General features: G+C 54.5%; 12 protein-coding genes. 8 read left to right on the forward strand and 4 right to left on the reverse strand.

Features of this window, described 5'->3' with window-relative positions:
• Nucleotide 1 precedes the first annotated feature (1 nt).
• From ELY38_RS13645 to ELY38_RS13660, 4 genes are all read left to right on the forward strand, one after another.
• Entirely contained in the window at nucleotides 2-835 is an 834-nt protein-coding gene (locus ELY38_RS13645; RefSeq protein WP_127062817.1) for an AraC family transcriptional regulator, read from the forward strand.
• A gap of 151 nt (nucleotides 836-986) precedes the next feature.
• The gene (gene putA, locus ELY38_RS13650; protein ID WP_127062818.1) at nucleotides 987-4,178 is read left to right on the forward strand and encodes a bifunctional proline dehydrogenase/L-glutamate gamma-semialdehyde dehydrogenase PutA; all 3,192 of its coding nucleotides are present in this window, start codon (nucleotides 987-989) and stop codon (nucleotides 4,176-4,178) included.
• Nucleotides 4,179-4,471: 293 nt separating this feature from the next.
• Nucleotides 4,472-5,962 (forward strand): sodium/proline symporter PutP, encoded by a 1,491-nt coding sequence (putP, locus tag ELY38_RS13655; protein WP_127062819.1) that lies wholly within the window; start codon nucleotides 4,472-4,474, stop codon nucleotides 5,960-5,962.
• A 156-nt stretch (nucleotides 5,963-6,118) separates the two neighbouring features.
• The gene (locus ELY38_RS13660) at nucleotides 6,119-6,745 is read left to right on the forward strand and encodes an OmpW/AlkL family protein (protein ID WP_127062820.1); all 627 of its coding nucleotides are present in this window, start codon (nucleotides 6,119-6,121) and stop codon (nucleotides 6,743-6,745) included.
• 142 nt (nucleotides 6,746-6,887) lie between these two features.
• On the opposite strand, the gene ELY38_RS13665 is transcribed toward ELY38_RS13660, so the two are convergent.
• Nucleotides 6,888-7,220 (reverse strand): YqcC family protein, encoded by a 333-nt coding sequence (locus ELY38_RS13665; protein ID WP_127062821.1) that lies wholly within the window; start codon nucleotides 7,218-7,220, stop codon nucleotides 6,888-6,890.
• Nucleotides 7,221-7,505: 285 nt separating this feature from the next.
• Here ELY38_RS13665 and ELY38_RS13670 point away from each other — a divergent pair, with 285 nt between their 5' ends.
• The 4 genes from ELY38_RS13670 (at nucleotide 7,506) to ELY38_RS13685 (ending at nucleotide 10,501) form a co-directional block, all read left to right on the forward strand.
• A complete protein-coding gene (locus tag ELY38_RS13670; RefSeq protein ID WP_127062822.1) occupies nucleotides 7,506-8,540 on the forward strand; it encodes a DUF3549 family protein in 1,035 nt (344 codons plus the stop codon).
• Between the two features lie 36 nt (nucleotides 8,541-8,576).
• Entirely contained in the window at nucleotides 8,577-9,017 is a 441-nt protein-coding gene (locus tag ELY38_RS13675) for an ATP-dependent zinc protease family protein (RefSeq protein WP_127062823.1), read from the forward strand.
• A 40-nt stretch (nucleotides 9,018-9,057) separates the two neighbouring features.
• Nucleotides 9,058-9,966 carry a 30S ribosomal protein S6--L-glutamate ligase gene (rimK, locus tag ELY38_RS13680; protein WP_106375944.1) on the forward strand — a complete coding sequence of 303 codons (909 nt, stop codon included), beginning with the start codon at nucleotides 9,058-9,060 and terminating at the stop codon, nucleotides 9,964-9,966.
• Nucleotides 9,967-10,054: 88 nt separating this feature from the next.
• Nucleotides 10,055-10,501, forward strand: coding sequence for a hypothetical protein (locus tag ELY38_RS13685; protein ID WP_127062824.1), 447 nt, complete (start codon nucleotides 10,055-10,057; stop codon nucleotides 10,499-10,501).
• 26 nt (nucleotides 10,502-10,527) lie between these two features.
• On the opposite strand, the gene ELY38_RS13690 is transcribed toward ELY38_RS13685, so the two are convergent.
• Genes ELY38_RS13690 through ELY38_RS13700 form a run of 3 tightly spaced genes read right to left on the reverse strand, consistent with a single transcriptional unit; the run spans nucleotide 10,528 to nucleotide 13,085 of the window.
• The gene (locus ELY38_RS13690) at nucleotides 10,528-11,223 is read right to left on the reverse strand and encodes a SanA/YdcF family protein (protein WP_127062825.1); all 696 of its coding nucleotides are present in this window, start codon (nucleotides 11,221-11,223) and stop codon (nucleotides 10,528-10,530) included.
• A gap of 18 nt (nucleotides 11,224-11,241) precedes the next feature.
• Complete coding sequence (gene sufT, locus ELY38_RS13695; RefSeq protein ID WP_127062826.1) at nucleotides 11,242-11,811, reverse strand: putative Fe-S cluster assembly protein SufT; 570 nt, start codon at nucleotides 11,809-11,811, stop codon at nucleotides 11,242-11,244.
• 8 nt (nucleotides 11,812-11,819) lie between these two features.
• Nucleotides 11,820-13,085, reverse strand: coding sequence for an aminotransferase class V-fold PLP-dependent enzyme (locus ELY38_RS13700; protein ID WP_127062827.1), 1,266 nt, complete (start codon nucleotides 13,083-13,085; stop codon nucleotides 11,820-11,822).
• Between the last annotated feature and the right edge of the window lie 4 nt (nucleotides 13,086-13,089).

Consider the following 13,089-nt stretch of genomic DNA (forward strand, 5'->3'; position numbering starts at 1 on the left):
CATGCCGAGTACCATTCGCAAGATACCGCTGGATAGCGCCACTCATCATCACGCACACGACTTTCATCAGATTGTGATCACCCTGTGCGGTTCTTCAGAGTTTGAAATTGAGGGGTTAGGCGGACGTATCAATGCTTTTTCAGGCTGTATCGTGCCTGCAAATCATGAGCATTACTATGCCGGCCACGGGCATAACCGCCAGCTGATTCTCGATTTACCGGAAGATGCGCCAGCTCTGACCGGTGAGCATCGTGAGCTGGTGGCGCTGTTTGATGTGCCGCGCTTTTTTGCTCTTGATACGCCCTTACGCCACTACCTTGCGTTTATGGAAAGCGAACTAGCCCAAGGATTTGACACGTCTATCACCTCCTTTCAGCAGGACCGACTGGCAGCGACGCTGCTTGGGTCGTTAAAAGCGCGCCTTGGCAATACCACATCTACCTGCCAGCGGCGCATTGATATTGCCCAGATAGACCGCTTTATACGTCACCATTTAGCCGATGCGCTACGAGTTTCCGATTTGGCCAAACTGGCCTGCCTGAGCGAGGCGCACTTTTCCGAGCGATTTCGTGCCCAAACCGGGCTTTCGCCCTGGCAATATGTCAAGCGCCAGCGGCTGCACGCCGCTCGTCAGCTGATTCTTCAAAGCCGCCTGCCGTTAACCGACATTGCCATTCAAACCGGCTTTGCCAATCAGAGCGCGCTTTCCCACGCTTTCAGGCGTAGCTATGGCGTGTCGCCGCGTACATTGCGCCAGGGCGCCTCGGCGCCCATCGCGCCTGTTTCTCCATCACGGGGGAAAAGCCCGTTAACCGCGCCCAATGCATGCTACTAAAGTTTAAAATGACACATGCTTGCCACGAAATTGACACGTTTTGCCGAGGAAACGACATACACCAAAGCGCATAGCACACTACATTCGAGCGCTACTTGGGCGTAGCTGCCCGACTACCTATTCGTTCTAATTTGGATTCATGGGGGCCTCAATGCTCAACGCTAAAAAAATGCGTGACTCTGCCACCTGGCAAACTGATCTCGATACGCTGATGGCCCAGGTAAGCGATCACTACTTGGTTGATGAAGAAACCTACGTCGGCGAGCTGATCAAGCTGTTAGATACGGATCGAGAAGATTTTGCCCGCATTGAGGCCAACACGGCGGCTTTGATCCGCGATGTCCGCGAAATGGACACGGCGGTTGATACCATCGATGAGCTTTTACAGCAGTACAGCCTGGACACCCACGAAGGTCTGATGCTGATGTGTCTGGCCGAAGCCATGCTGCGCATTCCTGATAAAGTCACTGCAGATGCGCTGATTGAAGACAAACTTGGCCCGGCTGACTGGCAATCCTATGCGGGTAAAAGCGATTCATGGATGGTGAACGCTTCAACCTGGGGCCTTTTGATGACCGGCCGCGTCTTGAAGCTGGATCACCCGCGAGATGGTCAGCCCGCCACCTTTATCAATCGCATGGTTAATCGTATGGGCGAGCCTGTCATTCGCCGCGCAATGGTTGAAGCCATGAAAATCATGGGCAAGCAGTTCGTGCTGGGCCGTGATATCAATGAAGCGCTCAAACGTTCCAAACCGTTGTTCAATAAAGGCTACACCTACTCTTACGATATGCTGGGTGAGGCCGCGCGTACGCGTGATGACGCCAAGCGTTACTTCGATGATTACGCCCGCGCCATTGAGCAGGTGGGCAAAACCTCCCAGCGCTTAAGCGATAAAACGCCCAAACCTTCGGTATCAATCAAGCTTTCAGCGCTTCACCCCCGCTACGAGTTTGGTCGCCGCGAGCAGGTACTGGCAGAGCTTGTCGATACGGTCATCAAGCTGGTCACCAAGGCCCGCGAGCTGAATGTGGCCGTTACTATCGATGCCGAAGAAGTCGACCGTCTTGAGCTGTCACTGGAAGTGTTCCGCGCTGTGTACGAAAGTAGCGCGGTCAAGGGCTGGGGTCATTTTGGTCTGGTGGTACAGGCCTACTCCAAGCGTGCGCTGCCGGTGCTGCACTACATCAACCGCCTGGCTGACCAGCAGGGCGACGAAATTCCGCTGCGTTTGGTAAAAGGCGCTTACTGGGATAGCGAAATCAAGGAATCCCAGCAGCTTGGCGTTGATGGCTACCCGGTCTATACCCGCAAGGCGTGCACCGATGTTGCCTACCTGGCCTGTGCCCAGTTCCTGCTGTCGAACGACACCGTAGGGCGTATTTTCCCGCAGTTTGCGACCCATAACGCTCATACGGTTACCACGATTCTTGAGCTGGCCAATCACAACAGCCGCCCGTTTGAATTCCAGCGTTTGCACGGCATGGGTGAGGCCCTGTATGACGCAGCACTGACGCGTGCGCCTAAAGGAACTTACTGCCGCATTTATGCACCTGTTGGCGCCCACAAGGATCTCTTGCCCTACCTGGTTCGTCGCTTGCTGGAAAACGGCGCCAACTCTTCGTTTGTTCACCAGCTGGTTGATCCTGAGGTGCCCGTCGAGTGGCTCTGCCAACACCCAATTGAAGCTCTGCGCAAACAGAAATCGTTAACCAATACGCGAATTCCGCTGCCCAAGGATATTTACGGACCTAAGCGGCGCAACTCGCGGGGCGTCAACCTGAATATTCGCAGCCACTTCTATCCATTGATGGATAAAATGGCCGCCTTTATGGACAAGCAGTACCCAGCCAAGCCGCTGCTGGCTTTTGAGGTAGCTGACGATGTTGCTAACACGCATAAGGTAACGTCGCCCTTTGATCGCCGCCAGACCGTGGGCAGCGTTCAGTGGACCACCAAAGAGCAGGCAACCAAGGCGCTGGATGCAGCGTGGGAAGCCTTCCCGCGCTGGGAAGCAACCCCGGTTGCCGAACGCGCTGCCGTACTGCGCCGCCTGGCCGATCTGATGGAAGACAACATGCCGGAGCTTATGACCCTTTGCTCACGCGAAGGCGGTAAGCTTCTAACGGACGGTGTGGATGAGATCAAGGAGGCTGTCGACTTCTGCCGCTACTACGCCATGCGCGCTGAAGAGTCGTTTGGCGAGCCAATTGATCTGCCTGGCCCCACCGGTGAATCCAACCGGCTGATCATGGGCGGTAAAGGCGTATTTGCCGCGATAAGCCCCTGGAACTTCCCGGTGGCCATCTTCTGCGGCCAGATTGTCGCCGCAGCGGTAGCGGGTAATACCGTGCTGGCCAAGCCTGCCGAGCAGACGTCGATTGTTGCCCATCGAGTGATTGAGTTGCTGTATGAAGCGGGCCTGCCCCGCGATGTGGTTCAGCTACTACCGGGCGATGGCCCGACAGTGGGCAGCGTGCTGACTTCCGACCCACGCATTACCGGGGTGGTATTTACCGGCGGCACCGACACGGCGCAGATCATCAACCGTGCCCTCGCCGCTCGTGAAAACGCGCCATTACCCACGCTGGTTGCAGAAACTGGCGGCATGAACGCCATGATCGTCGACTCGACCGCCCTTCCTGAGCAAGTCGTGGTCGATGTCATTCAATCAGCGTTCCAAAGTGCGGGCCAACGCTGCTCAGCCCTGCGTGTGCTTTACCTTCAGGAAGACGTTGCCGACCGCGTTATTACTATCTTGAAAGGCGCGATGAACGAGCTGCGCATCGGCGATCCACGTGATTTGGGTACTGACGTTGGCCCAGTGATTGACGAAGAAGCCCGTAAGGGATTGCTTGCCCATATCGAAAAGCTTAAGGGCGAAAATCGCTTGGTAGCCGAAACGCCGATGTCCGCCGAGCATACCCAAAACGGTACCTTTGTGGCGCCGGTGGCCTTTACCATCGACAGCATTAATGCGTTAACCCGTGAGCAGTTTGGTCCTGTGTTGCATATCGTGCGCTATAAGGCCAGCGAGCTTGACCGGGTAATCAACGATATCAATGGCCGGGGTTATGGTCTGACCTTTGGGGTGCATAGCCGCAATGAGTCCTTTGCCGCTGACATAGCGCAGAAAATTCGTGCAGGCAATGTGTACATCAACCGTAATATCATTGGAGCCGTGGTGGGCGTTCAACCCTTTGGTGGTCAAGGTCTTTCAGGCACCGGCCCTAAAGCAGGCGGGCCGCACTACCTGCAGCGTTTTGTCACTGAAAAAACCGTCACTAACAACACGGCTGCCTTGGGCGGTAACGCGTCTTTGCTGGCGCTAGGCGATGAGTAAATAGCTCATCATAATAACGAACCTGAACTCCTCAAAAAGGAACTCTCATGGTTGAAAACAATAGCGCAATTGCCTTTACGTGCCCCCTCTATAGGAAGGGGACATTAGGCATAGGGAACGATACATATAAACGCCCGAATACTTTTATTGACGACACCTTCGGCGAACACTCGAAGCGTTATCACGTGAATAAGAGACAGGGTTAACAACAATAAGCCTGTGCATTAACAGGCTTTGCTCGGTAAGCGCTCTTACCTGACAGCGCTATCCGACTTAATAAACGGGAGAATTTCATGGCTATTGGCGTTTGGATCAGCCTTCTTGCTTACTTTGCACTCATGATTGGCATCGGCCTTTATGCCATGCGCACATCGACATCGACCTCTGAAGATTACGTACTGGGTGGCCGAACCCTGAGTCCCAAGGTAGCAGCCCTTTCGGCCGGCGCGTCTGACATGAGCGGTTGGTTGTTACTGGGGTTACCTGGAGCGATGTTCGTATCTGGCCTGGGCTCGGCCTGGATTGGTATCGGCCTGTTCGTAGGCGCCTTATTTAACTGGCTACTGGTCGCACCGCGCCTACGTGAACAGACAGTCCACTATGGCAATGCAATTACCATTCCGGCCTTTCTGGCGAACCGCTTCCCAACGCGGGCAATGTCGCTGAGAACGGTATCCGCTATCGTCATCGTGATCTTCTTCTCAGTATACACAGCGTCAGGCCTAGTGGCTGGCGGCAAACTGTTTGAAAGCGCATTTTCCGGCGTCATCAGCATGGGTGGCCTGAGCGATTATGCGATAGGTATCATCATCACTCTGGGCGTAGTACTTGCCTATACCGTTGTGGGTGGTTTTCTGGCTGTCAGCATGACGGACTTCGTGCAAGGCTGCATCATGATGCTTGCGCTAATTATCATGCCGGCGGTCGTGCTCTTTGGCGAAGGTGGGGGTGGTTTCACCCAAGCGTCACAGACGCTTAATGAGGTCGACCCCACGCTGCTATCATGGACGGATGGACTAACCTTTATCGGCTGGCTCTCCGCAGTCACCTGGGGCTTAGGTTATTTCGGGCAGCCGCACATCATCGTACGCTTCATGGCCATTCGAAACCTGAAGGATGTGCCTACTGCACGTAATATTGGCATGGGCTGGATGGCCATCTCACTGATCGGTGCAGTCTCACTCGGTCTATTTGGCCGAGCCTATGCGATCCGGAACGGCATGGATATCCAGGATCCAGAAACGATCTTTATTATCCTAGCGGAATTGCTGTTCCATCCGCTGATTACCGGGTTCCTGTATGCGGCTCTACTGGCAGCGGTCATGAGTACCATTTCCAGTCAGCTGCTGGTGGCTTCTTCTTCCCTGACCGAGGACTTCTATCGCCTGTTTTTGAACAAGCAGGCGTCGGAAAAACAGACCGTCACCGTTGGTCGTTTAAGTGTGGTACTGGTAGGTTTGGTAGCCGCCTTGATTGCATCTGACCCGAACTCTCAGGTGCTTGGACTGGTCAGTAACGCCTGGGCCGGCTTTGGTGCAGCGTTCGGCCCGGTGATTATCCTGTCGCTGATGTGGTCACGTACCAATGGCGCGGGTGCTATTGCAGGTATGGTAGTGGGCGCTCTCACCGTTATGGGCTGGATCGCGCTGGGCTGGAACGCAGAGTTCATGGGCGGCCCCGGTGTCTATGAGATCATTCCTGGCTTCATCGCCGCCTTCATTGCCATCCTGGTAGTAAGCAGCGCGACTGACGATGCGGGCGAATACCGGCATATCGAGCGATAGACGAAATCACTGATGTGATATTCCAAGGCCACCTTCGGGTGGCCTTTTTCATGCGCACATTGCCCTGGATCAATAATACCCACCCGCCATGACGATACCCTTTATCTATGAGTGACAAATATTTATCGAGTAACATCAATAGCGAGGAGCAACGTCATGCGCCATCTCTCTTTTCCTACCCTGTTAACCGTGGGGCTTGCTGCGGCCACCCTGGCCGCAAGCAGCCAAGCATTCGCTTACGGCGCGGGTGACTTTTTTACCCGCGTGGGTGTTGCCAAAGTAGCTCCCAAAAGCCATAACGGTGACCTTGCCGATGGTGCCTTTTCGGTCGATGTGCAGGATAAAACTGATTTTGCCTTTACTCTTGGCTACCGCTTTCACGACAAGCTTGGGTTTGAGCTTCTTGCCGCCCGCCCGTTTGAGCACGATATTGCACTCAATGGGGATAACCTGGCTTCAACCAAACATCTTCCCCCCACCCTGACGCTGCAGTATTACCCGCTGGGCGGCACCCAATCACAGGTGCAGCCGTATATTGGTGCAGGCGTCAATTACACACGCTTTTCAGATGAACACCTGGCGATTGGCGAACTTGATTTGAAAAATTCCTGGGGGGCAGCAGGCCAAGTGGGCATCGACCTCCTCATAGACGATCACTGGGCGCTTAACGCAGCCGCCTGGTATCTGGATATCAATACCGATGCCACTATCAACGGCGCGGCTGCAGGCTCGGTGAATATTGACCCAGTAGTAGTGATGGGTGGACTAAGCTATCGCTTTTAACAGATGCTCAGGCGAGCCGGCATCCAAGTGAATTGATACCTAGATAAATGGGTACTTAGATAAATGGGTACTTAGATGAATGCGTAGCTAGATGAATCTGCCCTACCGGGCCTACCAGCGTGCAGGCCCGGCAGCTTGACGGCTAGTTGTCAGTGATTAACTGATCAACCTTCTCAAAGGCACGTACTACCAGCAGATGGTCACTGGCACGCACCTTCTCTTGGATGAGGTAGGCGGCCATGGCGGGCGCCACATCACATTTAGCAGGTAGAGGACCTTTCGCTTCGGCTAGCGCGTCAAGCCTTGTCACAAATACAAAGCGTACCCACTGGGGCAGCGACATCGTATCAACGCAAAAGGGCTCTTGGCTTTCGAATGCGCTGGCATCCGGAGTCGGGACACGCCACAAATTGGCGGCTTTCATGGCTGCTTCAAGCTCACGAAGCGCGGTTTGAAGCTCAGCATAGACGCTCATAAACACCTTGATCATATGGGTTGCGGTTAAACATCATTATCACAACTCTATGCCAGAGTTACCACTTGTACCCAAAGATCCATTGTTACTCACAGATTCACAGAAAACCTGCAAGAGCCTGTGGATAAACTATGGAAAGGTGTCGCCAGCGCTACTCTCAGAAGGCTTCACAGAATTTGTTCATTTTTTGATCACTTCTATAATAAAGCACGATTTATCAGCCCTTTCGGCTGACACTGCGAAGTGGGCAAGGTAGAGTGCAGGCTTGAAATGCGGAAGGACATCATGCAACCGATTCAAACCATTGATGAGTTTTTTACACGCAGCGGCGCCGAGGTTTCGCTCTACCATATGGGGCGGCGTGTTACCCCCTGCACGCGCGAGACGCTCGCCGAGTTTGAGCAGGGCCAATGCCCATGGCCAGAACCTTGGCAAAGCCAGGCGCGCATTGCCGCCATATTCCGGTTGGGAGACATGCCAGAACCCGCCATTTGGTTTCTGGCGCTGCCACTGGATGAGCAAGGCATGCTCTCGCCTGCCCAGCGTGACGGCTTCTTAAATCGGCTGATGGAAACGCTAGGCAAAAATGTTTCAAAAGTGGGCCACAATGCTAAAGACGTGGACCATTTTATGAAGGATAATCCGCTCGCTTTCACGCCGAGCATTACCTTCCAGGCGATGCTTAATGCCTATGCAACCCTGGAACGCGATTTACCAGCAAGCCAGCATTATGAGCCTGTTGAGGCCTACCTGACCGGCCAACAGCAGATCGACTGGCAAGCACTGGGTTTACAGGGAATTGCTGATTTTACAGCACGTTTAGATGATGCCCTGGCCGACGCCTTGATCGCCCGACTTGCAACGCTACCCACTAGCGTTGTGCATTCACTCTGCTACTGTTTAGAGCATCAGCCGCTTTCAACCACGATGGCATTGGCACTTCGCGACGTGGGTGAGCAGGCGGCAAGCCAGGGTGATATGGAAACGTTGTGCGCCTGTATTCGTGCCGTAGGCAGCACTAATCAGCCTGAAGTAGGCGAGTGGTACACGAGCTTGTTGGTCGACCCCCATGCTAGTGGCCCGGATGTCATGGCGGCCATCGCGGGACGAGGCTGGCTTTTACTGGAAGACGCGCAGCGTTTACCACTTTTCCTGAACCGCCTGGCAGAAGATGAACGCACTAATTTTGCGGCGGTGGTACGTGATATTGCTTTGATCCCCCGCTTACGGTTGCCGGTAATGCTAGCGTTGCGGGATGCCCCGAGCGGTTCGGCTATTCAGCACCGCCTGACGGCAATGACACAAGCGGCGAGCCGCTAAATGAATGATGTTATCAAAAATTTCAAGGAGTAAGCCGTGAAGGAATTACCCTATCAGGCTAAAGCGGTTATCGGCCGCCGCGAGATGGTGACGTTGCCTGAACTGGGCCTTCATCTATGTTGCAAGGCAGATACGGGGGCGCGAACATCAGCGCTGCACGCCGAAGAGATTGAAACCCATGAAGACGAACACGGCCAACTGTGGGTAAGCTTTATTACGCATAGCGGCGGGCCAGCGACGCCTGAACACCGTATTAAACTCCATCTTCATGATCGGCGTCGGGTCACCAGTTCTAATGGACACAGTGAGTGGCGCTATGTGATCCGCACGCCGATGCAGATGGGCCAGCTGAACTTCCCTGTTGAGCTTACCCTGACTGATCGCAGCAATATGCGTCACCCCATGCTACTTGGACGCCGCGCCATGCGCCGCCTGCTGGTTGCCCCAGGCGCTGCATTTTTACATGGCGAGCCTTGATTTGATAATGACTAGCCCTTTTTTTGGCCCGGAGTCCTGAATGCATATCGCCCTACTTTCTCGTAATCGCAACTTGTACTCTACTCGTCGTCTTATTGAGGCCGCCGAGGTTCGGGGCCATACGGCACGCGTGGTGGACACGTTGCGCTGCTACATGAGCATCGCATCACATCATCCTTCCATTCACTACAAGGGCCAGGAGATCGAACCGTTTGACGCGGTCATTCCACGGATCGGCGCATCGGTCACCTTTTATGGCTGCGCGGTGCTGCGTCAGTTTGAAATGATGGGCACCTATGTCATCAACGATTCTGTGGCGATTACCCGCTCGCGGGATAAACTGCGTTCGCTGCAATTGCTGTCACGCAAGGGGCTGGGATTACCGATTACCGGTTTTGCCCACTCACCTGACGATATCCCCGATCTGATCACCATGGTCAAGGGCGCCCCGCTGGTCATTAAACTGCTGGAAGGCACGCAGGGAATTGGCGTGGTACTGGCAGAGACCAATCAGGCGGCTGAGTCGGTCATTCAGGCCTTTATGGGCATGAAAACCAACATCATGGTGCAAGAATACATCAAGGAAGCGCGCGGGGCTGATATCCGCTGCTTCGTGATTGGCGACAAGGTCGTCGCCTCGATGAAACGTCAGGCAGCAGAGGGCGAGTTCCGTTCCAACCTGCACCGCGGCGGTACCGCCAGTGTTATCCGCATTACGCCTGAAGAACGCTCAACGGCAATTCGCGCCGCCAAGGCCATGGGGCTTAGCGTGGCCGGGGTTGATCTTTTGCGCTCCAACCACGGCCCGGTGATCATGGAAGTCAATTCTTCACCGGGTTTACAGGGAATTGAAAGCTCCACAGGCAAAGATATCGCAGGCATGATTATCGAACATATCGAAAAGAATGCGTCGCCTGTGCGCAAAGCCCCACCCAAGCCTAAAGGCTAAGGGAAAAATCGAAAAATAATCCGCATTAGGGGTGGCAAATCGTCGCTGCCACCCCCACAATCTGCGTCACCGAAGGAGGTAGACGCTCATGTTTCTCGACAATCGCCAAGTGGCGATGGACAGCGTGCTGGAAGCGCTGGCCGACAGCATTGATTATTTCCAGGATAATATCGAACGCCTGCGCCCCTCACTGCGTGATGCATTAAAGCCGCACTATACCGCGCGCTTGAAACAGATGCGCAAACTGCAGGAACTTGCCCGCGCGCATTTAAAGATGCTGCCACGCGATGCTGACGTTGAACGCGATGATTTTTTATGGCTTTGGAGCCGTTTGAAAAGCTTTGTGGGTAATGATAGCCAAGTATTAATTAACGAGCTTTTAGAACAAGAGCGTGTCTTGATGCAGGCTTTATCTACCCTGTTTACCCATCCCCTGCCCGATCCGATCGAGCCTGTTGTGGATGAGTGCATGCAGGGCTGTCGCAAGCTGATACGTGAGTTATACGCCTTGCAAAAGCGTAAAGCACGGCGTTAACGCTATTGAGCGTCTGCCTCAAGAAATTACAGCATCGGCGCAAGGCTTGGCTCGGCATTTTTAAGCTCGATAGGCTCTGGCGGACCTAAGAAGTAGGGCTTTCTGGCCCACACGTAAATATCCCCTAGCGTCGCCACCCGGGCCACCCATTCACGCATCCGCAAACGCCACTCACCGGCCGCTGGCTTATCTTCTGCCACACATCCGGTCACATCCATGCCCAGCGAACGGCCGATAAAAATGGCCCGTGGCAAATGCCAGCTCTGAGTTACTAGCAGGGCTCGTTCAAGCTGAAAAACATCCCGGGCACGCACCAGCGTGTCATAGGTGCTAAACCCTGCGAAATCCATGGTGAGCTGCTCGGCAGGCACGCCACGCCGATGCAGATCACGCCACATGGCGCGTGGTTCGTTATACGCCTGGGTACGGTTATCGCCCGAGAGCAGAAGGTGTAACACGCGCTGCTCGGCAATAAGTGTGGCGGACGTTCGCATGCGAGCATGAAAATGCGGGTTGCGTAATCCGCTGCGCGTCCAGTGGGAAGTACCGAAGACAATGCCTACATCGGCGGGTCGGCATTCAAGCGTCTGCTTATCAATATAACGCGCGGTTGTGGTAAGTACCCACGCATTACCGACCACAAACAACAATGCCGCCAGCAGCAGCAAGGCTCCTAGCGACATCAGCAGGCGCTTTACCGATCTTAATAGCACACTGTGCATCGTTTAACTCAAAAGCGCTTAAAACATGCCGAGCTCAAGCTTTGCCTCATCGCTCATCATGTCGCGACTCCAGGGTGGGCTGAAAACAATTTCGGTATGCACTTTATTGATTTGTGGCGCCCCCAGGATCTTGTTGCGCGCATCAGCTGCTATCACATCGCCCATACCACACCCTGGGGCGGTTAGGGTCATGCGAATCGTCACCATTCGCTCCCCGGTAATCAACCGCTCGATGCGGCATCCGTATACCAACCCCAGGTCCACAATATTGACAGGGATTTCCGGATCGAAGCAGGTGCGTAGCTGATCCCACACAAACTGCTCTATTTCCTCTTCGCTAGCGTTTTCATGCAAAGTTGGGCGCGGTAGCGACTCCAGGCCCAACGCATCCAGATTACGCCCTTCTATTAGATACAGACGCCCTTCATAACCGACGCTGACCGAGCTGCCCTTGGCTTGCATAACGCTCACCACGCTATCTTCCGCCAGGGTTTCCGTTTTTCCAAACGGAATCGCAATCGCCTCCACATCACGTTGAAGCGGCAATTTCTGGCCTCGCTCAAGGCTTGCGACTTGCTCGATATTCATAGGCTTCCTTAACGCACCATACCAATGACCCGATTAAGAGCGGCCACAAAGGTGTCCACTTCATCCAGGGTATTATACGCGGCAAATGACGCACGGCACGTAGCATCCACCCCAAAATGATGCAGCAATGGCTGAGCGCAGTGATGTCCGGTCCGAATCGCCACGCCAAGCTGGTCAATTAGCAGTCCGATATCCTGTGCGTGGGCGCCATCGACCACAAACGAGAGTACGCCGGCCTTGTTAGGTGCCGTGCCCAGGATGCGCAGTCCATCAATGGAAGAGACCGCCTGAGTGGCATGTTTCAGCAACACGTTTTCCCACTCGCCAATTGCGGCAACACCTACGCCGTCAAGCCATTCAAGGGCGCGTCCCAGAGCAATCACTTCGGCTATGGCAGGCGTGCCCGCTTCAAACTTGTGCGGAATACTGGCAAAGGTAGTACCGGCATCAAACGAGACAGTTTTGATCATCTCGCCCCCGCCCTGCCAAGGCGGCATGGTTTCAAGCAACGCCTTTTTACCATACAGCACGCCAACGCCTGTTGGGCCATAAACCTTATGCCCTGAGAAAGCATAAAAGTCAGCGTCGATATCCTGAACATCTACCGTTTGATGGGGCGTGGCCTGAGCCCCATCCACTAGAATCAGCGCGCCTTGCTGATGCGCAAGCGCCGCCATCTCTTTTACTGGGTTGATAGTGCCCAGAGCGTTTGAGACGTGGTTAACGGCTACCAGCTTGGTACGTTCACTGAGCAGTTCACGATACGCCTGCATATCCAGTGCGCCGCTTTCATCAACCGGGATCACCTTGATGGTAAACCCGCGTTCGGCGGCCAAAAGCTGCCACGGCACAATATTAGAATGATGCTCCAGCAGCGAGATCAGGACTTCATCACCCGCGTTGAGGTTGGTGCGCCCCCAGGATTGGACCACCAGGTTGATCGCCTCAGTGGTACCGCGAGTAAAGATAATCTGCCGCGGGTCTTCTGCATTGAGAAACGCTTTGACCCGCTGCCGCGTGCCCTCGAAAGCCGCCGTTGCCTCATCGGCCAGCGTATGCAGGCCTCGGTGAATATTGGCATTGTAGCGCGAGTAGTAAGCGCTAAATACGTCTATTACCTGTTGAGGCGTCTGGCTGGTGGCCGCGTTATCCAGATAGACAAGCGGCTTGCCGTGAACTTCCCGGTCAAGTATCGGGAAGTCCTGACGCAGCGCCAGCACGTCATAGGGCGGCTGAGCGAACCCAGTGGCTTTATCAAGGGCAGTTGATGACATTCAT

This window comes from Vreelandella nanhaiensis (genome assembly GCF_003990185.1).
GTDB lineage: Bacteria > Pseudomonadota > Gammaproteobacteria > Pseudomonadales > Halomonadaceae > Vreelandella > Vreelandella nanhaiensis.